Annotated in this window: 15 protein-coding genes; 5 read left to right on the top strand and 10 right to left on the bottom strand. The window is 69.9% G+C overall.

The features are described 5' to 3' along the window. Positions 1-61: 61 nt before the first annotated feature. Entirely contained in the window at positions 62-1,615 is a 1,554-nt protein-coding gene (locus ILP86_RS05655) for a dolichyl-phosphate-mannose--protein mannosyltransferase (protein ID WP_193761564.1), read from the top strand. Here the strand turns inward: ILP86_RS05655 and ILP86_RS05650 are convergent. The 7 genes from ILP86_RS05650 to ILP86_RS05620 all read right to left on the bottom strand — a co-directional run bounded on the left by ILP86_RS05650 (position 1,570) and on the right by ILP86_RS05620 (position 9,404). Beyond that, complete coding sequence (locus ILP86_RS05650; protein WP_179515875.1) at positions 1,570-2,754, bottom strand: Cmx/CmrA family chloramphenicol efflux MFS transporter; 1,185 nt, start codon at positions 2,752-2,754, stop codon at positions 1,570-1,572. The two genes, ILP86_RS05655 and ILP86_RS05650, sit on opposite strands and share 46 nt — an antisense overlap. A 196-nt stretch (positions 2,755-2,950) precedes the next feature. Further along, a complete protein-coding gene (locus ILP86_RS05645) occupies positions 2,951-3,433 on the bottom strand; it encodes an Lrp/AsnC family transcriptional regulator (protein ID WP_046749731.1) in 483 nt (160 codons plus the stop codon). A 2-nt stretch (positions 3,434-3,435) separates the two neighbouring features. Next, positions 3,436-4,854, bottom strand: coding sequence for an amino acid permease (locus tag ILP86_RS05640; RefSeq protein ID WP_046749732.1), 1,419 nt, complete (start codon positions 4,852-4,854; stop codon positions 3,436-3,438). Next, a complete protein-coding gene (gene hisC / locus ILP86_RS05635; protein ID WP_141369048.1) occupies positions 4,851-5,918 on the bottom strand; it encodes a histidinol-phosphate transaminase in 1,068 nt (355 codons plus the stop codon). Before hisC ends, ILP86_RS05640 begins: the two co-directional genes overlap by 4 nt. 153 nt (positions 5,919-6,071) lie before the next feature. After that, on the bottom strand, positions 6,072-7,874 hold the full coding sequence (locus tag ILP86_RS05630; RefSeq protein WP_193761563.1) for a thioredoxin domain-containing protein: 1,803 nt from the start codon (positions 7,872-7,874) through the stop codon (positions 6,072-6,074). A 34-nt stretch (positions 7,875-7,908) separates the two neighbouring features. Next, positions 7,909-8,478 carry an FMN reductase gene (msuE, locus tag ILP86_RS05625; protein WP_058632391.1) on the bottom strand — a complete coding sequence of 190 codons (570 nt, stop codon included), beginning with the start codon at positions 8,476-8,478 and terminating at the stop codon, positions 7,909-7,911. A gap of 89 nt (positions 8,479-8,567) precedes the next feature. Beyond that, the gene (locus ILP86_RS05620) at positions 8,568-9,404 is read right to left on the bottom strand and encodes an aldo/keto reductase (protein ID WP_193761562.1); all 837 of its coding nucleotides are present in this window, start codon (positions 9,402-9,404) and stop codon (positions 8,568-8,570) included. Between the two features lie 102 nt (positions 9,405-9,506). Between ILP86_RS05620 and ILP86_RS05615 the strand changes: the two genes are divergently transcribed. Further along, positions 9,507-10,259, top strand: a complete 753-nt coding sequence (locus ILP86_RS05615; protein WP_193761561.1) for a hypothetical protein — start codon at positions 9,507-9,509, stop codon at positions 10,257-10,259. Positions 10,260-10,295: 36 nt separating this feature from the next. Here the strand turns inward: ILP86_RS05615 and ILP86_RS05610 are convergent, their stop codons facing one another. Further along, complete coding sequence (locus ILP86_RS05610) at positions 10,296-10,904, bottom strand: helix-turn-helix domain-containing protein (RefSeq protein ID WP_308431889.1); 609 nt, start codon at positions 10,902-10,904, stop codon at positions 10,296-10,298. 105 nt (positions 10,905-11,009) lie between these two features. Here ILP86_RS05610 and ILP86_RS05605 point away from each other — a divergent pair, with 105 nt between their 5' ends. Continuing rightward, positions 11,010-11,795 (top strand): SDR family NAD(P)-dependent oxidoreductase, encoded by a 786-nt coding sequence (locus ILP86_RS05605; protein WP_058632388.1) that lies wholly within the window; start codon positions 11,010-11,012, stop codon positions 11,793-11,795. An 86-nt stretch (positions 11,796-11,881) separates the two neighbouring features. Here the strand turns inward: ILP86_RS05605 and ILP86_RS05600 are convergent, their stop codons facing one another. Continuing rightward, the gene (locus tag ILP86_RS05600) at positions 11,882-15,091 is read right to left on the bottom strand and encodes a LamG-like jellyroll fold domain-containing protein (protein ID WP_227750917.1); all 3,210 of its coding nucleotides are present in this window, start codon (positions 15,089-15,091) and stop codon (positions 11,882-11,884) included. 320 nt (positions 15,092-15,411) lie between these two features. Then, positions 15,412-16,620 (bottom strand): heparan-alpha-glucosaminide N-acetyltransferase domain-containing protein, encoded by a 1,209-nt coding sequence (locus tag ILP86_RS05595; protein WP_242868664.1) that lies wholly within the window; start codon positions 16,618-16,620, stop codon positions 15,412-15,414. 43 nt (positions 16,621-16,663) lie between these two features. Here ILP86_RS05595 and hrpA point away from each other — a divergent pair, with 43 nt between their 5' ends. After that, positions 16,664-20,623 carry an ATP-dependent RNA helicase HrpA gene (hrpA, locus tag ILP86_RS05590; RefSeq protein ID WP_193761559.1) on the top strand — a complete coding sequence of 1,320 codons (3,960 nt, stop codon included), beginning with the start codon at positions 16,664-16,666 and terminating at the stop codon, positions 20,621-20,623. Between the two features lie 40 nt (positions 20,624-20,663). Next, a complete protein-coding gene (locus tag ILP86_RS05585; RefSeq protein WP_113680619.1) occupies positions 20,664-21,608 on the top strand; it encodes an NADP-dependent oxidoreductase in 945 nt (314 codons plus the stop codon). Positions 21,609-21,611: the final 3 nt, after the last annotated feature.

The following is a 21,611-nucleotide window of genomic DNA, read 5'->3' as shown; positions in this document are numbered from 1 at the left end:
CGCCCAGCTTAGGCGGGCGCGATGCAGCGGAACGAGAAGGCACGTTGTCTAGGCTGGACCGGTGACCGCGCCCGAACCATTGCTCCCCGCTCCCCCCGAGCGGTCGACGCGCTACGGGCAGCTCCGCGATCGTCTGCTGCTGGATCCCGACTGGGGTCGCGCGATCCGCTGGCTCGCGCCGCTCGTCATCACCGCGATCGCCGCGCTCCTGCGCCTGATCAACGTCGCCCACCCGCACCAGCTCGCCTTCGACGAGACCTACTACGTCAAAGACGCCTGGTCGCTGTGGACCCTGGGCTACGAGGGCACCTGGGGCGAGAACGCCAACGATGCGTTCGTCACGCTGCAGCAGCTGCCGTTGTCCGAGCAGGGCGCGTTCATCGTGCACCCCCCGCTCGGCAAGTGGCTCATCGCGCTCGGCATGGCGATCGGCGGACCCGACAACAGCGCGGGATGGCGCCTCGCCACCGCGGTACTCGGCACCGCATCGGTGCTGCTGGTCTACCTGATCGCCCGCCGCCTCAGCGGCTCCGTCGTCGTCGCGAGCGTGGCGGGGACGCTGCTCGCGATCGACGGTCTGAGCATCGTGATGAGCCGCATCGCCCTGCTCGACGGCATCCTGACCTTCTTCGTCCTGCTGGGCGTGCTCTTCGTGATCATCGACCGGCAGCGGACGATCCCCGTGCTCGAGAGGCAAGACCCCGAGCGTCCCGACCCGTTCTGGGGGCCGGTGCTCTGGCGTCGCCCCTGGCTCGTCGCCGCAGGGCTGGCGCTCGGGGCGGCCTCGGCCGTGAAATGGTCGGGCCTGTACGTGCTCGCGGGTTTCGGCCTCTACGTCGTCATCACCGATGCGCTGGCGCGGCGCCGCGCCGGAGTGGTCCTGTGGCCGACTGCCGCCGCGTTCCGCCAGGGTCCCGTCTCGTTCGTGCTGCTCGTCTTCCCCGCTCTCGCCGTGTACCTGGTCAGCTGGACCGGATGGCTCGTGACGGCCGGAGGGTACGACCGGCAGAGCGACTCCAACCCGCTGATCGCCCTGTGGAAGTACCACGAGTCGATGCTCGGCTTCCACGTCGGTCTCACCCGAGGGCACCCGTATGCGAGCGCCGCATGGGAGTGGCCGTTCCTGCTGCGCCCCACCGCGGTCTGGGTCGACTCCGACCCCACGGGATGCGGCACCGACCACTGCATCGGCGTGATCTCGGCGATCCCGAATCCCCTCATCTGGTACGCGGGCGTCGCGGCCTCGATCTACCTGGTGTACCGCCTCGTGCGGGGGTGGATCACGAAGCAGCCCGTGGGCCCGGAGCAGAGCATCCCCCTGGTCGGTCTCGCTGTGACGTACCTGCCCTGGCTCATGTTCCCCGAGCGCACGATCTTCCAGTTCTACACGGTCGTCATGATGCCGTTCCTGGTGATCGCCCTCGCGATGACGTTGCGGATCATCGCCGGGAAGCGCGAGGATCCGCTGCACCGTCGACAGTCGGGCGAGCGCACCGTGATGATCTTCCTCGCCTTCGTCGTGCTGGTGTCGGCGTTCTTCCTGCCGCTGTGGACCGGGATGAGTGTGCCCTACGACTTCTGGCTGCTGCACAACTGGCTGCCCGGCTGGGTGTGACGCGTCAGCAGCAGGATCGCGAGAGCCGCGGCTGTCAGGCCTGACGCGACCCAGATCGGGGCGAGCAGCCCCCACCCCGCGCTGAGTGCAACCGCACCGAGCACCGGACCGACGGCCGCGCCGACGTTCAATGCCGCCGTGGCGTACGAGCCCCCCATCGTGGGCGCACCCGATGCGGCGTAGAGCACGCGGGTGATCACCGTGCTCCCGACGGCGAAGGACAGCACGCCCTGCACGAAGACGAGCGCGAGGAGCGCAGCCGGGGCGGAGGCGAACGCCGCCAGCCCGACCCAGCCCGTCAGCAGCAGCGGTCCGCCGACGAAGAGCACGAGCCCGGGACGCCGGTCGGAGAGCCGGCCCGCGAGCGCCACGCCGAGGAAGGAACCGATACCGAACAGCACCAGCGCCGCCGACACCCAGATCTCCGCAAGACCCGCCGCCTCGGTGACGACGGGGGCGAGGAAGGTGAAAGCCGCGAAGGTGCCACCGTTGATCAGCGCACCGATGCCCATGGGCAGCAGGAGCATCGGCGTCGCCAGCTGACGGAGTTCTGCGCGGAGGCGCGGTGAGGCTGCGGCCTGCTCCGCTGAGCCCACCGAGTTCGCGACGCCGCGCACGACGCCGATGATCGCCGGAGCGCACAGGAGGGCGACAGCCCAGAAGGTGGCCCTCCACCCCAGGGCCGAACCGAGCAGGGAGCCGGCCGGCACTCCCGCGACCGTGGCGACCGTCGTGCCGGCGAGCAGGATCGACAGCGCCCGCCCCTTCCGATCGGCCGGAACCATGGCAGTGGCCGCGCGCAGGGCCACCGCGAGGAAGCCCGCGTTGGCGAGCGCCGCGAGCACACGGGTGAGGAGCAGCACCGGGAACATCGGGGTCAGCGCCCCGACGACATGGCACACGGCGAACAGCACGAGACACGCGACCAGCGTGCGTCGGGGCGGCCATCGGCGTGCGAAGGCCGCCATCATCGGCGCGCCGACCACCATGCCGACCGCGAAGGCCGAGGTGAGCAGACCCGCGGTGCCGACGGAGACGTCGAGATCGGCGGCGATCGCGGGCAGGAGACCCGCGAGCATGAATTCGGACGTGCCCATGACGAAGACGGCAAGGGCGAGCAGGTAGAGAGCAGAGGGCATGGCAGTACTCCGAGGTGAGAGATCAAGAAGGGGCTTCTCGTCACCACGGCCGGCATCCGGGGATGCACCAGTAGGCGCCTCCGCGGAGGGGAGGCGCAGCTACGGGATCGCAGCTATCGGCGCACGGGGCCGGCGGTGTGACCGACGGCCCCCGACTCGTCTGACTCGGGACTCGACATGCTCGAACTCTACCGCGCTACGGCATCTCGTCCGCCGCGACGTGTTCGACCAGAGGGAGCACCCGACCGGAGAGGTGCGTGCGCATCGCGATCGACGACGCGGTGCGGGCGACCCCCGGCACCAGGGCGACCCGGTCGAGCACCTCCTGCAACTGCGTGGCATCGCGCGCCACCAGTCGCAGTTGCATGTCGCTCGCTCCGGTGACGGTGTGCATGTCGACGATCTCTGGGACGGCGTCGGCCAGCGCCGTCGCCACCTCGTCATGCCCGACCTTCTGATCGATCTCGACCAGGCAGAAGGCGACGACACCGTATCCGAATCCGGCCGGATCGATGCGCGGCACGATCGCCTCGATCACCCCGCCCTCGTGCAGGCGCGCGAGTCGGCTCGTCGCCGTTCCCCGCGCGATGCCGAGCCGCCGCGCGCACTCCAGGATCGGCAGCTGCGGCGACTCCGTCAGCAGTCGGATGAGCTGGGCGTCGAGGCGATCGATGCGCATCGTCACTCCCGCGGGACGCCGGGCCTCGCCACGCTCCTGGTCGCGCGTGCGACGAGCAGGAGCACGGCGGTGAGCCCGAGTGTCAGCAGCAACTGGATGCGGGCGGCCTCATCGATCATCGCGAGGGCGATCACCGCGGCGAGCAGCACCAGACACAGCCACGACAGCCAGGGGAAGCCCCACATCCGCATCGGCATCTCGTCGCCTGCGCGGTCCGCACGACGGCGGAGGATGATCTGCGCCACCGCGGTCGCGGTCCAGATCACCAGCAGCGTCGAGCCGACCACGTTGAGCAGGGCCGGCAGCACGACGTCGGGGAACGCCCAGTTGAGTCCGACCGTGACGAACCCGAAGGCGACGGAGGCCAGCACCGCGACGAACGGCACGCCCTTGAGGCTCGTCCGGGTCGCAGCCAGCGGAGCAAGGCCCCGCTCCCCCAGCGAGTACGCCATGCGGGAGGCACCGTAGATGTTGGCGTTCATGGCCGAGAGCAGCGCGATGATCACGATCAGGTCCATCACGAGACCGACTCCCGGTACGTTCAGGGTCTCGAGCACCGCGGAGAACGGGCCGGCCTTCACCGCAGGATCGTTCCAGGGCAGCACCGCCACGATCACGAAGATCGACCCGACGTAGAACACCATGATGCGCACGAGCACCTCGCGGACGATGCGGCGGATGTTGCGCGCGGGATCGTTCGACTCGGCGGCGGCGATGGCGACCACCTCGGTGCCGCCGAACGCGAAGACCACGATCAGCAGGGCACCGGCGATGCCCGCGATGCCGTTCGGGGCGAACCCGCCGTTGTCGACGAGGTTCGAGATGCCGGTACCCGGCACGCCCGGGATGAGGCCGACGATCGCGCACACCCCGACCACGAGGAAGGCGATGATCGCCGCGACCTTGATCGCCGCGAACCAGAACTCGAAGCGACCGTAGTTGCGCACGCCGAACAGGTTCACGGCCGTGAGCGCCACGACGAAGATCAGCACCCACACCCAGGCCGGGATCCCGGGGGTCCAGTTCGCCACGATCGCGCCGGCGCCCGTCGCCTCGGCCGCGATCACCACGACCAGCTGGATCCAGTACAGCCAGCCCACCGCGCTGCCGGCGCTACGGCCCATCGCCTTCTGCGCGTACGAGCTGAAGGCACCGGAGCTCGGCCTCGCCGCGACCATCTCGGCCAGCATCGCCATCACGAGCACGACGATGCCGCCGGCCACGAGGTACGACACCAGCACTGCGGGCCCCGCGATGCTGATCGCCTGGCCCGAGCCGACGAACAGGCCGGCGCCGATCGCGCCGCCGAGTCCCATCATCGAGATCTGACGGCGCGTCAGCCCCGGGTGCAGACCCTTGGTGGTCGTCGTGGTGGTGGGCACCTCGGTCACGGGATCGTTGGTCACGCGTCCATCGGTCATGCGTTCACCTCGGCGAGCTCGGTCTCGAGGGCGGCTTGCACCCGATCGATGTCCTCCACGGAGCCCGAGGAGATGCGGACGCCCTCGCCGGGGAAGACGCGTGCGACCACGCCGCCCTCCTGGAGCAGTCGTTCGAGCTCCGGTGTGCGGTCCCCGGATGGCACCCAGACGAAGTTGGCCTGCGAGCGGACGGCGGGCCATCCGGCGGCAGTGAGCACGTCGTGCAGGCGGTCGCGCTGGGCGACCACCTCGTCGATACGCGTCGCGAGCTCCTCCTCGGCGTCGAGGGACGCGAGGGCAGCGGTCTGGGCGAGGTCGGTCACGCCGAACGGCACCGCCACCTTGCGCTGGTTCTCGGCGACGGCGGCCGGCGCGATGGCGTAGCCGATCCGGAGCCCGGCGAGCCCGTAGGCCTTGGAGAACGTGTGCAGCACGGCCACGTGCGGGTGACGTCGGAACAGCTCGATGCCGGCTCCCCTGCTCTCGGTGCGGTCGAAGTGCACGTAGGCCTCGTCGATGACCACGAGCACGTCGTGCGGCACCGCCGCGACGAAACGCTCCAACTCGTCGGCACTCACGACGGTGCCCGTCGGGTTGTTCGGATTGCAGACGAAGATCAGGCGGGTGCGTGGGGTGATCGCCGCCAGCATCGCGTCGAGGTCGTGAGCGTGGTCCGCGTCGAGCGGCACCGGGACGGGCGTCGCCCCGGCGATGCGGACGAGCGACGGATACGCCTCGAACGACCGCCACGCGAAGATGACCTCGTCGCCGTCACCGGCGACCGCGTGGATGAGCTGCGCCGCGATCTCCACCGACCCCGCACCGACGGTGACTTCGGAGACGTCGACACCGTAGCGGGAGGCGAGTCGCTCGCGCAGCTTGGCGGCACTCATATCGGGATAGCGGTTGATTCCGTCGAGGCGCTCACGCACGGCCTCGACGACCGACGGGAGCGGCGGGTGCGGGGACTCGTTCGAGGAGAGCTTGGACGCACCGGCCGGAGCGGAGCGCCCCTGACGGTAAGCGGGAACGGCGTCGAGTCCGGCGCGAGTGGGAAGGGGCATCGTCAGAGCGTCCTTGCTGTGATCGGGTGAGGTGTCGCGCAACACTAGAACGGAATCCCACCACTGGGCAATCGGCGCACCGGAAGCTGCGCATCTCGCGCAATCGAGCGCCCGTCCCTCGGGATGGGCTGGACACACTGCACAGTGTGAAGGTCAGCGCGCGACCGACACCTCGGCAGGATCGCTGACCGGCAGCCGGCACACGAACGCCCGACAGTCGTAGGCGCGGTCCGTCGACGTGTCCTTGCCCTCGAACAGCTCGAACCCGGCATCCGCGAATGCCCGCGCCTGGTCCGGGGTGACCACGGCGACGACCTCGGCGTCAGCGCCTCGGCCTGCGGCGGCGAGCGCACTGTGCGGCTCCCCGGTGACCACGACGAGCTGACGGGGCGGGGCCGCGAGGCCGGCGGCCACCCGCAGCAGGGTGCCGTGGGCGAACGGCTGCTCCAGCGACCTGGTCGCGAGCGCGCTCACCGTCGACACGGCCGCTTCCCGATACCGATCCCCCGCGCCCATCCACCACGCGGTCAGGGCGGCGCTCGCGATCGCCGCGGCATCCGACGGCAGATCGCCGTCGGTCTGATCGGGCGAGGTCGCGATGCCCTGCGCCGAGAGCAGGGGGTCGTCGCCTCCCGCTCCCGACAGGACGTCGTCGAGGATGCCACGCGCCGTGATCGCCCAGTCCGTCTCGCCGGTCGCCAGCGCGAGCGCGAAGAGGCCGTCGGCGAGAAGGCCGAGGTCGGCGGCGGTCGCGACGGCAGTCGATGCCCGTCCATCCAGCGACGCACGCACGAGAGCGCCTTCGGCGTCCCGATTGGTGCGCAGCACGTGGTCGGCAGCCGCGGCGGCCGCGTCGATCCACGCCCGTTCTCCGAACGCGGCTCCGGCGCGGGCGAGGGCAGCGATCGCGAGTCCGTTCCATCCGGTGATCACCTTGCCGTCGACCGCCGGGGGCTCCAGGCCCGCGCGCTCTGCCACCGGGCGGAGGTAGTACCCGCCCTCGGAGCGCACGCCGTCGATCGTCGACTCGGAATCCTGCGCCGCGCCGAATCCGCCTCCGTCGCGCGGGAGCACGCCCGTCAGGAACGAGGCGATACCTCGCACGGTCGGCTCGTCTCCCCCATCACGAGCGATGTCGAGCAGCTGCGCGTTGTCGGTCAGCATCCGCTCGTAGTGCGGCACGGTCCAGTCGCGCCCGGTCGCATAGCGGAAGAACCCGCCGTCGGCGTCGCGAAGGTCAGAGGCCGCCATCGCGGCGAGCGCGCGCGCACCAGCGGCAGATGCCTCCGGCGCACCTTCTCGCACGAGGGGATGCTGCAAGAACCGCAGCGTGGTGGCGACGGGGAACTTCGGCGCGCCGCCGAAGCCGCCGAACCGGCGGTCCTCCCGCTGCGCGATCGCCTCCGCCGCCGTCGTGATCGCAACGACATCCGGGACGTCCGATGGCGCCGATTCCGCTGCTCGGGCGAGTGCGTCCGTCACGGCATCCGCCGACTCCTCGGCCTCGGTGCGACGGAGCGTCCAGGCCTCCCGCACCGCGGCGAGGACCTCACGGAAGGCGGGCATCGGCGCACGGGCCTCCGGCGGCCAGTACGTGCCGGCGTAGAAGGTGCGTCCGCGCGGCGTGGCGAACACCGTCAGCGGCCAACCCAGGTTCTGCGTGAAGGCCGAGGCCGCCGCCATGTACGCACCGTCGACCTGGGGGTGCTCCTCACGGTCGACCTTGACGGCGACGAAGCCCTCGTTGATGAGCGCCGCGGTGACGGGATCGGCGAAAGACTCCCTCGCCATCACGTGACACCAGTGGCAGGTCGAATAGCCGATCGAGATGAGCAGCGGCACGTCCCGCCGCCGGGCCTCCGCGAAGGCCTCCTCACCCCACGGGTGCCAGTCGACCGGATTGTCGGCGTGCGCGCGCAGGTACGGGCTGAGGGTGTCCGCGAGCCGATTGGTCATAGCCTCCACGCTACGCCGCGCGTGGCGACTGCGGTCAGCCGACGAGGAGTTCGACCGGACGCGAGGCCGCGTACCCCACCAGCGGCAGCGCACGCTCGGCTGCCAGAGCGATGCGGGCTTCGAGCACCTCGGAGGTGATCTCGTAGCCGTCGAAGTCGGTGTTGCTGGCGTAGACGCCGAGGGGCAGGGTGAGCGCCTGGAAGAACGCGAACAGCGGACGCAGCTGGTGCTCGATGATGAGCGCGTGCTTCTCGCCGCCGCCCGTCGCGGCGAGCAGCACCGGCTTTCCCACCAGGTCGTACTGACCGACGAAGTCGAACAGGTGCTTGAAGAGCCCGGTGAACGACGCCCGATACACGGGGCTGCCCACGATCAGCAGATCGGCGGACTCGATCGCCTGCAACTGCGCCTCGACCTCCGGCGGCAGCTGGTCACGCTGCAACGCGCCGGCCAGCCCCGGTCCGATCTGCGTCAGCTCGATGAGCTGCGACTCGATGTCGGCGCGCTCGGCGATGGCGGCCGTGATCGCGCGGACGAGGGCGGTCGTCTTGCTGGGCTCGTGCAGGGATCCCGACACGGCGACGACACGGTACGGAGCTGTCATGCCTCGACGGTACTCAGGACGACGCCCCGTGTCGCGCGAGGCGACACGGGGCGTCATGTAGGCCCGGAGGCTCCGTCTCCCCGAGAGGGTCAGTTGACCTCGTCCGGGTGCGAGCCCACGCGGCCGGAACCGTCGAGCGGGTCGAGGGCGTCGATCGCGGCGATCTCGGCGTCGGTCAGTTCGAAGCCGAACACGTCGAGGTTCTCGCGCAGGCGCTCGGCGCGCACCGACTTCGGGAACACGATGATGCCCTTCTGCAGGTGCCAGCGGAGCACCGCCTGCGCCGGGGTGACCCCGTGCGCGGCTGCGGCATCCGCGACGGCCGGGATGCCGAACAGGTCGTACTTGCCCTGGCCGAGCGGACCCCACGCCTCGATGCGCACATTGTTCGCGTCGGCCCAGGCGACCTCATCGCGGCGCTGGTACGCGGGGTGGAGCTCGATCTGGTTCACAGCCGGGACCACGCCCGTCTCCTTCACGGTGCGCTCGAGGTGCGGGACCAGGAAGTTCGATACGCCGATGCTGCGGGTGAGACCTTCCTCACGCAGCTCGATCAGCTTCGCGAACGCGTGCACGTAGTCGTCCTTGGCCGGGGTGGGCCAGTGCACCAGGTACAGGTCGACCTTCTCGAGACCCAGCTTCTCGAGGCTCTCGCGGATGGCGGCGCGGGGCTCGTCGTCATGGTGACGGTCGTTCCAGAGCTTCGTCGTGATGAAGAGCTCGTCACGGGGGATGCCAGAGGATGCGATGGCGGCACCCACGCCCTCCTCGTTGCCGTAGATCGCGGCGGTGTCGATGTGGCGATAGCCGATCTCCAGAGCCTCGCTCACCGCCTTCTCGGTCTCTGCCGGCGGCACCTTGAAGACGCCGTAGCCCAGCTGGGGGATGGAGTTGCCGTCGTTCAGTTCGAGTGCAGGAATCGTCATGTCTCCAGCCTATGACCTGTGATGACAGGTGGACCCGGCCGGTGACGAAAGAAGTCGGTGCGGTCGCCGCAGTGCCCGACCGACTTCCGTAGGCTGAGGTCGATGAATGAACGCGACACGTCCGGCGATGAGGAGTATCTCCCGCCCCCGCCGCCCGCGGCCGAGACGCATGATCCCGACGAGGATGAGACACGGGTCGTCACAGCGACGAAGAGGCGCAGTCGGACCATCGTCATCCTGGTCATCGTCGTCGCCGCCTTCCTCCTTCTCGGAACCATCGGGACGAATCTCCTTCTCGCCGCCGGTCTGCGCGCCGAGATCGGCGAGGGACGCGGACAGTCGACCACGGCACCATCGACATCGGCGACACCGGAATCCACCCCGACCACGACGCCACCCCCTGCCCTTCCGACATCGGGGTGCGGTGAGCTGTGCGCCGCGGCCTCGACGGAGGTCGGAACCGCTGCCGGCGACTGGAAGCTCGAAGGCGAGTGGACGGATACTCCGAACGACCTCGGCTCCCGCGACGCCACGACCGCCGTGTTCAGCTCCGACACCGGACGCGCCACGCTGACCGTGCTGCAGTTCGCCTCCGACGAGGAGGCAGCACAGGCCGCCATCGACATCCGGAGCAGGATCGGCGACCCCACCTACACGGAACAGGTCTTCGATGACGGGTCCGGCACCCGATACGACTTCGAGGGAGCGACGATCAGCCGGGTGGTGTGGCACCTCGACGCGCAATCGCGTCCGCATGCTCCCGGGCGCCTGTACCTCGTCGAAGCGCCCGCGAACGCCGCGGACAGCTTCGCCGGTCAGGCCGCCTACCGGTTGTATCTGGCATTGCCCGTGTAGCGACGGCGCCGCGCACGGGCCGGTGAGCGGACGACGTCAATCGAGTCCGCTCAGCCCTTGCGACATCGACCGGAAGGCGTCGACTGCGCGCACGGCGGGACGAGGGCCGTCGGGATCCGTCGCCCACTGTTCGAGCCCGACACGGATCGAGGCGGTCGCGACGGCGGCGAGCAATGCGGCATCCCACACGGCGAGGCCGCGTTCCTGAAGGATCGCACGCAACCTGCGCTCGGAATCATCGTTCACACGCAGCCACACGTCGCGCATCGCGGAATCGTCGTCGAGTCCGCGGAGCACGCCGAGCATCGTGTCGAGTTCGAGCCCGTCGGCGATGCCCGCACCTGACTGTCCCTCGGCGAGCTGCGCCTCGATCACGGCCGGGATCTGCTCACCCAGAGCCCCCTCTCCGACCTGCGCGAAGGCCTCCTGCCACCGTTGCGCGCCGACGCTGAGGATCGGGGCGATCGCGTCTTCCTTGCGTGCGAAGTAGCGGTAGAACGTCCGCACCGAGACGCCCGCACGCGCCGCGATCTGCTCTGCGGTGACGCCCGCCACGCTCTGCTCCGCGAACAACGCGGCCGCAGCGGCAGCGATCTCGCGCTCGGTCGCGGCCTTGCGGCGCTCGGTGAGGGTCGACGTCTCCACCGTCACAGCGTACGGGAACAGATCCGCGCACCGGCAGGTTGGGACTAGGTGGCACAACATGCCAAACAGGCATATCCTGCCAGTACTCGTCACGAAGGGAAGATCATGAACCGCTATGAAGGACGTCGGGCTCTCGTCACCGGAGGAGGGTCGGGCATCGGCCAGGCCACCGTGCTGCGGATGCTCCGTGAAGGCGGCAGCGTCGTCGCCGCCGACGTCAGCACCGAAGGCCTCGACGACACGGTCGCCAAGGCAGGGCCGCTCGCCGAACGCCTCACCACCGTCACGATGAACATCGCCGACGAGGCCTCCGTTGCCGCGGGCGTCGCCGAAGCCGTCGCCGCTCTGGGCGGACTCGACGTGCTCGTCAACGCTGCCGGCATCCTCCGCTCCTCGCACACCCACGAGACGACGCTCGACCAGTTCGAGCAGGTCATCCGCATCAACCTGGTCGGCACGTTCCTCGTCATCCGCGCGGCGATCCCCGCCCTGCAGGAGGGCTCCTCGGCCGCCGTGGTCAACTTCAGCTCGACCTCAGCCGGATTCGCACACCCCTACATGGCGGCCTATGCGGCCAGCAAGGGCGGCGTGCAGTCGATGACCCATGCGCTCGCAGCGGAGTACGCGAAGAGCGGTATCCGCTTCACCGCGGTGCAGCCGGGGTCGATCTCGTCCGGCATGACCGACGGGTCCGGACGGAGCAACCAGAGCAACGGCCCCGGCCTCCCCGCCGACGCCGACATGAGCCTGTTCATGAAGCTCGCACCCGCGATCGGCGAGGGTTTCGCCGGACCGGAATCGGTCGCCGGTGTCGTGGCGATGCTCGCGAGCGAGGACGGCGCCTTCATCACCGGCACCGAGGTGCGCATCGACGGCGGCACCCACTTCTGAGAGGTCCGAAGACTTCTGAGAGGCGCAGAGGGGGCACCGGCCGATGCCGGTGCCCCCTCTGCGTCTGCGCTCAGCCCAGCGGCTGCTCAGCCACCGATCCGGGTGGTCTTGACCTCGTTCACCCGCACGACGTTCGTGCCGGTCGCGGTGCCGGCCCGGTAGGAGAACACCGAGGGCGAGCCCTCGCTCTGCAGCGCCGCGGTCGCGTCACTCGCGGACACCTGCCACGTCGCCGGTTCCGGCTGCCCGTCGGCCCACACCTTGGCGCGGATCGTGGTCGAGGACGACCCGGTCGTCTCGGTCGACAGATGGAACACGGTGCCGGCACTCCAGGTCAGCCCCGGCACAGCGGCGCTCGCGATGGCCGTCCCGTTGCGCTGGATCACGACCCACGTCGCCCCATCAGCGCGGTGCCACGCCAGGGCGCGGTAGCCGGCGTCCGCGTTGCGCCGAGAACCCGCTCCGACGTAGACGGTGCCAGACTCCGGACCGCCGGAGAGCGTGTAGGACAGGGTGGTGGCGGAATCCCGCACCGACGCATCGTCCAACAGCATCTCCCTGGTCTGCCCGGCGACGAGGTCGATCACTCCCGCACCGTCGGCCACCGAGAGAGCCGTCGACTTGCCCTGCATGGGCGTCCATACGCCACCGACCTCAGCAGTGCCCCAGCCGGATTCCACCGCACGGTCGAACCGGTCGGATGCCACCACGACATCGGCCACGACGGGAGCCGTCACCGCGACCTGCTTCTCGCTCGACGCCGACAGTCCGCTGCTGTCCGTCACCGTCAGCCGCACGGTGTAGGTGCCGGCCGCTGCATAGTCATGCGTCGCCGTCGCGCCGGTCGCCGACGAGCCGTCGCCGAAGTCCCACGCGTAGCCGCTGATCGACGCTGCGCCGTCTGCGGTGGATCCCGACCCGTCGACCGCGACGGTCAGGTCGGTCGCCTGGGCCGTGAAGGCCGCCGTCGGAGCTTTGAGACCCTTGCCCAGCTGGAAGTGCGAGCGCACCTGGTCGGCGTTCAACGCGAGCGGGTACACCGCGGCCTCGTCCAGCGATCCCTTGAAGTAGTTCGACGAAGGAGCAGAGGGCCAGCCCGTGAGCGCGTCTCCCCCGATGCGGAGGTAGGCGGGGTCGGTCTTGGCCGTCGTGACCGTGGCGTCGGACGCGACGAGCTCGCCGTCGACGTACAGCTTCATCCCGGCCGCACCCTGCGACACGACAGCGTGATGCCAGACGCCGTCGTTCAGCGCCTTGGTTCCGGCGATCGTGGATCGGGCCTGCCCGGCGAAGACGCCGAAGGTCAGGGTGCCGCTGTTGGCCATGTACAGCTGCCGGTCGACGCTCGCGGAGCTCCCCGTCTTGGCCGCTCCGGAGCCGATGAGCATGCCACCGGTCTTCGTGGTGGTCTGGAACCAGATCTCCGCGGAGAACTCGCTCGACACCGGTGCCTTCGCATCGGAAGACACCCGCCCGTTCGTGGTGCCGTTGAACGTTGTCGAACCGGTGCCGCTGTTCTCGATGCCCGACGACGAGGCTGAGGCTCCCGTGCCGCTCACCGGGTTGTTCGATCCGGCCCAGTCCTTCGAGACGTTGCCCATCGGGTAGTACAGCGAAGGCTTGTCCGCGAGGATCTTCTTCGAGTAGGCCGAGGCGGTGCCCGCCGTGGCCTTCGCGTTCACGCTCGCGCTCGTGGCGATGTTGCCGTCACGGTCCTTCGCGACCACCGTGTAGCTCTGCGTGGCTCCCGGGGTCGCCGTCGGGTCGTCGAGGGTGACCGTCGTCTGCTTCCACCAGGTGCCGTCCGCTGTCGCGGTGGCCACAGGCTCGGTGGCACCGTCGCGGCGCAGCTCGTAGGTGAGGGTCAGGTCGTCCCTGTCCCAGTTCGTGGGGATCGACACCCGGGCGCTGCCGGGGACGGGCGAGGTGCCCGCCGTGGGCTTCCATGCCGCGTCGGAGAGCCGGGGCCCGTCCTTCGCACCACCCGGAGGGTTCGTGGAGAAGCGCACGATTCCCTCGAACTGCCCGTTGTTCACCGAGCGGAACTCTCCGCCGATCGAGATCATGTCGCCCGCGCCCGTGATCGACAGGCCCGCCTGGCCGAGGCCGCTCGTGGTGCCGACCGCGAAGTCGGGCGCCCACTGGTACGGCGACGGAGCGGGGGTGCCGGCCCAGTTGGCGTACCCGGAGTAGGTGTTCGCGGAGAGGGTTCCGCGCGCGTCGGCCGTGTAGGCCTCGGCGTACTGGTACACCGCCGGGTTCTTCTGCGGCTGGAGCCCCATCGTGTTGCAGGAATGCATGTGGCTGGTCGTGTAGACCACCTTGCCGGTCGAGTAGACGCCGTAGTGATCGCCGTGGCAGTCTGCGATCCACCGCACCGCACCCGTGCCGGCCTCAGCGGCGAACGTGCCCTCGAGGTTGCCCCCGCCGGCCCAGCTCCACCCGGTGCCGTAGACGGTGTTCGCGTCCGTGGCGAGCGCGAAGATGCCGGAGTTGCTGCTGCTGCCGCTGTTCTTCACGACCTTGGAGATGCCCCAGGCGGTGTCGGCGGCACCCGTGGACTTGTCGACCGCTGCGGAACCGCGCAGGCTGCTGCCGTTCACCGCGGAGAAGCGTCCTCCCACGATGACGTTCGTGCCCGCCGGGTCCATGACGAGGGCGTCGACCTGGCGGTCGGCCTGCGGGGCCCAGCTCAGGAGCGCTCCGTTCTTCTGGTCGAAGGCCGCGAGGTTCTTCCGGGCGACGCCGTTGGCCTGGGTGAACAGACCGCCGAGGTAGATGTTCGACCCGTCGGTCGTGATGGCGTACACGCCGCTGCCGCCGATCGACGGCGCGAACTGCGGGACCAGCTCACCGGTCTTGGCATCGAGCGCCGCGAAGTTCCAGCGGTCCTTCCCGTTCACCTTGTTGAACGAGCCGCCGATGTAGATGCGGGACCCGTCGGGAGACGCGGCGACCGCCTTGATGACGCCGTTGACCGCCGGGGCGAACGAGGACAGAGCACCCGAGACGATGTCGTAGGCCAGCACGTTCGAACGGGCGGTGAGGGCTGTCCCGGGCGCCGCCTTCGGCTCCCGCGCGTTGTCGAACTTGCCGACCGCGTACACCGTGGTGCCGATCGTGGTCTGCGCCCATACGTAGCCGTTGTCGATCTGCACAGTCGGGATCGGGTCCGACGTCACCACGTTCTCGTCGCGCTGCAACTGCGGCGGCATCGTCGGCGGCACATCCGCCGCGGCGGCCGCCGTCGCTCCCACACCCGACAGACCCGCGATCAGCAGGCCGGCCGTCAGCATTGATGCGACGACTCCCCTTGTCTGTCGCCCGAAGCGTGTCCGTCGCCCGAAACTCGTGTTCCCCACCGTGACTCCCCAGTCGATGCTGTCCCGAACGCGGCGTGATCATCCCCCGCGCGCTCGACGACATCGAGGCGGCGAAAGATCGCCGCGACGCGGTGGTGTGAACTCCCCAGTTCGAAACTCCCCAGTCCGACCAGCCATGCCAGTCGGTCGCAGACGCCAGACAGGCGTTGCGCACCCACGGTAACACATCGCGCCTCCCGATCCGGAGGAACGCTCGAAGCCGGCCGGATCAGCGCCACCGCACCGCCGCCATATCAGCGCCGCGGCACCGCCGCCATCGCCGCTGCCCCTCGTCCGACCAGGCGTTCCAGCGGGCCCCGTCCGAAGAACATCGACCAGAGCGTCGTCAGGAGCAGCAGTCCGAGCGCGGTGGCCGCCCAGAAGGCGTTGCTCGAGAAGAACCCTCCTGGCCCGGCCACCAGCACGACGGAGACGACGTGAGCGCTGTATGCCGTCAGGGGCATGGAGCCGAGCGCGCCGAGCGGCAGCAGCACCCAGCGCAGCGGCCGGCTCAGCAGCAGACACAGCGCGATGACCACGAGCGCGAAGCCGCCCGATCCGAGGATCTCTGCGGTGCCGCCGCTGTGCGGTTCGACCGCGAACACCGCGGTGAGCACGGCGCGGAGGGGATCTGTCTCGGTCAGCGCCTGCGGGTATCCCTCCCACCCGGAGGGCGGGGAGACGACGCTGCCGGAGCTGCCGTCGGAGAAGGAGCCGCTGTCGGAGAAGGAGCTGCTGTCGGAGAAGGAGCTGCTGCTGAAGCCCCCGGCGAGTCCCGCTGCCTGACCGATTCCGCCCAAGCCGTAGCCGATCACGGCGAGCACGAACCCGATCCCGAGCGCGACCGCCGCCGTGCGCAGCCGCTCGACGTGCAGGCGACCGAACGCCATGCCGGCGAGCACCAGCGCCATCCAGACCGTGATCGGATACGTGCCGTAGAGCACGAATCCGATACCGGAACCGTAGGGGTTCAGCATCACCGCGTTCAGGAAGGCGAGCAGTGACGGGCCCAGCAGCGCGAGCACCGCACTGGCGCTCAGCAGCTGCCAGGGCCGCCACCGCAGGAACGGGATGACCGCGACGTAGAGCAGACCGTAGAGCGTCAGGATCACGGCGATCGGGGTGTTCAGCATCTCCAGCGCCAGCCCGATCACGAAGATCACCGCACCGCGCCCGATCAGCTGCAGGCGGATGCTCGGGATCCGCTCGCGGTCGGGACCGGCACTGCGCCCGGTCATCAGGGCGATCGAGATACCGGCGAGCACCGCGAACAGGATCGAGGACCGCCCGTGCACCAGGTCGGTCCACGTCGAGGGGTCGAACCAGTCGAATGCCTCTGTCTCGCCGATGTGCGCTCCGGCCATGCCGAGGATCGCCAGTCCTCTGGCGATGTCGAGCCCGAGGATGCGCGGCGGCCGCCCGAACTCGCGGAACCACTGGACAGGAGCGAGAGCGGTGATCACCCCATGATCGTAGGGGGCGATTCCCGGCATACGATGGAGGGCTATGTCTTCTCCCGTGATCTCCTATCCCCCCGAGCTGCCGGTCAGTGCGGCGAGGGCCGAGATCGCCGACGCCATCCGCGACCATCAGGTCGTGATCGTCGCCGGTGCCACGGGATCGGGAAAGACCACGCAGCTGCCGAAGATCGCTCTCGAGCTCGGGCGCGAGCGCATCGCGCACACCCAGCCCCGTCGCCTGGCCGCACGCACGATCGCGGAGCGCGTGGCCGAAGAGCTGCAGGTCGAGCTCGGCACGATCGTCGGCTACAAGGTGCGCTTCACCGACAAGGTGTCCGACGCCACGCGCATCGCCCTGATGACCGACGGCATCCTCCTCAACGAGATCCACCGCGACCGTCTGCTCACGCGCTACGACACGATCATCATCGACGAAGCGCACGAGCGCTCCCTCAACGTCGACTTCCTGCTCGGCTACCTCGCCCGCATCCTTCCGGAGCGTCCGGATCTGAAGGTGATCATCACCTCCGCGACGATCGATCCGGAGAGCTTCGCGAAGCACTTCGCCGCTCCCTCGGAGACCGGCGGCGACGGAACCCCCGCCCCGATCATCGAGGTCTCCGGCCGCACCTATCCGGTGGAGATCCGTTACCGCGGGCCGGTCGAGGATGCGGACGACGAGAGCTCGCCTGCCGAGCCGGAGGACGAGGTGTCGGCGATCGTCTCCGCCCTGCGGGAGCTCGACCGTGAACCGCCGGGAGACGTGCTCGTCTTCCTCCCCGGTGAGGCCGAGATCCGCGACGCCGCGGACGCGGTGCGCGGCGCCTACGCGAACGACCGCTCCCCCACCGAGGTGCTGCCGCTGTTCGGCCGCCTCTCCGCCGCCGACCAGCATCGGGTGTTCGAACGCAGCAGGGTGGCCGGCGTGCGCCGTCGGGTGATCCTCGCCACCAACGTGGCCGAGACGAGCCTCACCGTGCCCGGCATCAAGTACGTGATCGACACCGGCACGGCGCGCATCTCCCGCTACAGCAACCGCTCCAAGGTGCAGCGGCTTCCGATCGAGCCCGTCTCGCAGGCCTCGGCCAACCAGCGTTCCGGTCGCGCAGGCCGTACGAGCGACGGCATCGCGATCCGCCTGTACTCAGAGGACGACTACGACAGGCGGCCGGAGTACACCGAGCCCGAGATCCTGCGCACCTCGCTGGCCTCGGTCATCCTGCAGATGCTGTCGCTGGGCTTCGGCGACATCACGGCGTTCCCGTTCCTCACCCCGCCCGACTCCCGTGGGGTGAAGGCCGCGTTCGACCTGCTCACCGAGCTCGGCGCCGTCGAGGCGTCGCGCAGGGACGGATCCCCGCACCTGACCCGGATCGGCCGCGAGATCTCGCGCATGCCGATCGATCCGCGGTTCGCACGCATGCTGATCGAGGCGGGGCGCCCTTCGACGGGTTCGCCGACCCACTCGTCTGTGACACGCGACGTGCTCGCGATCGTCTCGGGCATGACGATCCAGGACGTGCGGGAGCGGCCGGAAGAGCGTCGGGAGGAGGCCGACCGCCTGCATGCGCGGTTCGTCGACCCGACCAGCGACTTCCTGACCCTGCTGAACCTGTGGAACCACCTGCGTGAGCAGCAGCGCGCGCTCGGTTCGAGCGCGTTCCGTCGACTCTGCCGCTCCGAGCACCTCAACTACGTGCGGGTGCGCGAGTGGTTCGATGTGCACCGCCAGCTCCGCACCCTCGTGAAGACGAACGACCGTGACGGGGAGGGCGGGGGCGCCAGCGACCCCGATGCGATCCACCGCGCCCTGCTCTCCGGCCTGCTCTCGCAGATCGGCATCCTCGACGAGCGCACCGCCCCCGCCGGCAAGACGCACGCCCCCGCGAAGGAGCAGAAGGGTCGGCGCATCGCGGAGTATCGCGGAGCCCGAGGGATCCGCTTCTCGATCTTCCCCGGCTCCGGGCTGCGCAAGAAGAGCCCGCGCGCGGTGATCGCCGCCGAGATCGTCGAGACCTCCCGCACGTTCGCACGCACGGTCGCCGCGATCGATCCGGCCTGGGCCGAACCCCTCGCCGGGGATCTGGCCAAGCGCCAGGTGACCGAGCCGCACTGGTCCAAGGATGCGGGGGCCGCTGTCGCGTTCGAGAAGGTGACGCTCTTCGGGCTCGAGATCATCCCGCGCAGGCGCGTGCAGTTCGCGCGCATCGACAGAGCCGCCTCACGCGAGCTGTTCGTGCGGCACGCGCTGGTCGAGGGCGAGTGGGATCCGACGCGGATCGACAAGAGGGTGAGTGCGTTCTGGCGCAGCAACGCCGAGCTGCGCAAGCGCCTCGAGAAGCTGGAGGAGCGCGAGCGCCGCCGCGACATCCTCGCGGGCGACGAGGCCGTGTTCCGTTTCTACGACGAACGCATCCCCGCCGAGGTTTTCGATGTGCGCTCGTTCGAGAGCTGGTGGCGCGAGGCCATGGCGGCCACGCCGAAGCTGCTCGTGATGCGCGAGAGCGACCTGATCGACGACGAGGAGCGCGCGGATCAGCGCGAGTTCCCGACCCGGTGGACGCAGGGCGATCAGGTGCTCGGCCTCGCCTACCGATTCGAGCCGGGCGCCGACGACGACGGAGTGAGCGTCGTCGTGCCCCTGCCCCTGCTCGCCCAGATCGAGGATCGCGGCTTCGACTGGCAGGTTCCCGGCCTGCGTGCCGAGCTCGTGACCGGTCTGCTGCGCGCTCTCCCCAAGGCCATCCGTCGCCACGTGGTGCCCGCGGCCGACTGGGCGGAGAAGTTCGGTGCCGAGCTCATCGACGAGGGGCCGGAGTCGCACGGCGGTCTGCCCCCGCGCACGCTCAAGGAAGCCCTCGCCCGTCGCATCCAGCCGCTCGCCAATCAACTGGTCTCCGCCTCCGACTTCGACGATGAACGGGTGCCCCCGCATCTGCGCATGAACTTCCGCGCCGTGGACGAACGCGGCAGGGTGGTCGGCTCCGGACGCGATCTGCGTGCCCTGCAGACGCAGCTCTCCGACCGCGCTCGCAGCAGCGTCGCCCGCTCGATCGCCGCCCCTCCCCGCTCCGGCGCCCCCGGCGCGAAACGCGGCACCCCGGGCGAGGGCGTCGAACGCATCGCCGCCGCTTCGCTCGAGCAGACCGGTCTCACGGCCTGGACTTTCGGGGAGCTGCCGGAGGTGCTCGACACCCGCGTCGCCGGAGGGGTGGTCCGCGGCTACCCGGCCGTCGTCGATCAGGGCAAGACCGTGTCGGTGCGCGTCGAATCCACCCCCGACGCGGCGGCAGCGGCGACGCGCGACGGCGTGCTGCGGCTCGTGCTGCTGGGCGTCCCCTCTCCGTCCTCGTACGTGCAGGAGCACCTCACGAGCCAGGAGAAGCTGGCGCTCGCAGCCTCGCCGTATCCCTCAGCGGCAGCACTCATCGAAGACTGCCGCGCGGCAGTGGCCAGAAAGGTCATCCAGAGCCTCGTGCCGGAGGGGATCGTGCGCAACGAGGCCGATTTCGACCGGGTGCGGGACGCGGTCTCCGCCGTGCTCGTCGACCAGCTGTTCACCTGCGTGTCGCTGGTCGCACGCATCCTCACCAAGTCCCGGGACGTCGAGCGCGGCATCAAGTCGCAGAACTCGCTCGCCCTGCTCGGACCACTGAACGACATCCGCACCCAGCTGAGCGGCCTGCTGCACCCGGGATTCGTCTCCGCCGCGGGAGCCGAGCGCCTCGCGCACTTCCCCCGCTATCTGGAGGGGATGCTGGACCGCTTGAAGACTCTGGCGAGCGAGCCGGGCAAGGACCGCGCGCGCATGACCGAGTACGAGCGGATGGCGAAGGCGTTCCAAGACGCGGGCGGCACCATCCCCCTCGCCCCCGACGCGACGCCCGCGCTCGTCGAGGTGCGCTGGCTGCTCGAGGAGTATCGCGTGAGTGTGTTCGCACAGCGTCTGGGCACCGCGCAGCCGGTGTCGCCTCAGCGCATCATGAAGGTCCTCTCCGGCCGCTGACCCGAGACCGGGCCCCGCGTACCCCGGGTAGCCTGAACGCATGGCTCGCGCGATCGTCTACACCGAAATCGGCTCCCCCGCTGTCCTCCACCTGATCGAGATCCCGGATCCGGTCGCCGCACGCGGTGAGGTCGTCGTGCGGATCGAGGCGGCGGGAGCGAACCCGATCGACGCCAAGCTGCGGGGCGGCAAGCGCCCGTCCCCGCCGATCACCGAGCCGCGTCCTGTCGGCTTCGACGGCGCCGGCATCGTCGAGGTGCTGGGCGAAGGGGTCGACGATCTCGCCGTCGGCGACCGGGTGGCCATCCGCGACGGGAACGGCACCTACGCCTCGGCGCTCGCGATCGCGACCGAGAAGCTCGCGAAGCTCCCCGACTCGGTCACGACGGCCGAGGGCGCCGGGATCGGCATCCCCGCGGGCACCGCCTACCAGTCGCTGCGGTCGCTGGGAGTGACCGAGGGCGACGTGCTGCTGGTGCACGGCGGTTCCGGATCCGTCGGCCAGGCCGCCGTGCAGTTCGCCGTCGCCTGGGGTGCCACCGTGATCGCCACAGGAAGCCCCGCCCGCCACGACCAGCTGCGCGAGCTCGGGGCGATCCCCGTCGCCTACGGTGATGGTCTGCTCGACCGGGTGCGAGCCGTCGCTCCGTCACCCGTGACCGTGGTGCTCGACTGCGCCGGCACCGATGAGGCGATCGAGGCGTCGCTGGCGCTCGTCGCCGACCGTGAGCGCATCGCGACGATCGTGCGAGGGCCGGATGCGGCATCCTTCGGCATCCGGGCGTTCTCCGGCGGCTCGCCCGTCCCGCTGACCACGCAGGAGCTCGCCTGGCGCGCCGAGGCCCTGCCCGAGACGATCGCCCTCCTCGACGCCGGCGACTTCACGATCGAGCTCGGCCCTCAGCTGCCGCTCGCCGAGGCGGCGCAGGCCCATGAGCTCATGGAATCCGGCGCCGCCTCGGGCAAGATCATCCTGCTCCCGTAGCGC

The organism is Microbacterium sp. R1 (assembly GCF_015159725.1).
GTDB lineage: Bacteria > Actinomycetota > Actinomycetes > Actinomycetales > Microbacteriaceae > Microbacterium > Microbacterium oxydans.
This window is presented reverse-complemented; position numbering and strand designations above follow the sequence as displayed.

Bases quoted from the DNA above. Each gene is read 5' to 3' on its own strand.
- ILP86_RS05650 (WP_179515875.1), bottom strand. From the start codon at position 2,754: ATGCCCTCTGCTCTCTACCTGCTCGCCCTTGCCGTCTTCGTCATGGGC.
- ILP86_RS05645 (WP_046749731.1), bottom strand. From the start codon at position 3,433: ATGCGCATCGATCGCCTCGACGCCCAGCTCATCCGACTGCTGACGGAG.
- ILP86_RS05640 (WP_046749732.1), bottom strand. From the start codon at position 4,854: ATGACCGATGGACGCGTGACCAACGATCCCGTGACCGAGGTGCCCACC.
- hisC (WP_141369048.1), bottom strand. From the start codon at position 5,918: ATGCCCCTTCCCACTCGCGCCGGACTCGACGCCGTTCCCGCTTACCGT.
- ILP86_RS05630 (WP_193761563.1), bottom strand. From the start codon at position 7,874: ATGACCAATCGGCTCGCGGACACCCTCAGCCCGTACCTGCGCGCGCAC.
- msuE (WP_058632391.1), bottom strand. From the start codon at position 8,478: ATGACAGCTCCGTACCGTGTCGTCGCCGTGTCGGGATCCCTGCACGAG.
- ILP86_RS05620 (WP_193761562.1), bottom strand. From the start codon at position 9,404: ATGACGATTCCTGCACTCGAACTGAACGACGGCAACTCCATCCCCCAG.
- ILP86_RS05615 (WP_193761561.1), top strand. From the start codon at position 9,507: ATGAATGAACGCGACACGTCCGGCGATGAGGAGTATCTCCCGCCCCCG.
- ILP86_RS05605 (WP_058632388.1), top strand. From the start codon at position 11,010: ATGAACCGCTATGAAGGACGTCGGGCTCTCGTCACCGGAGGAGGGTCG.
- ILP86_RS05600 (WP_227750917.1), bottom strand. From the start codon at position 15,091: ATGCTGACGGCCGGCCTGCTGATCGCGGGTCTGTCGGGTGTGGGAGCG.
- hrpA (WP_193761559.1), top strand. From the start codon at position 16,664: ATGTCTTCTCCCGTGATCTCCTATCCCCCCGAGCTGCCGGTCAGTGCG.
- ILP86_RS05585 (WP_113680619.1), top strand. From the start codon at position 20,664: ATGGCTCGCGCGATCGTCTACACCGAAATCGGCTCCCCCGCTGTCCTC.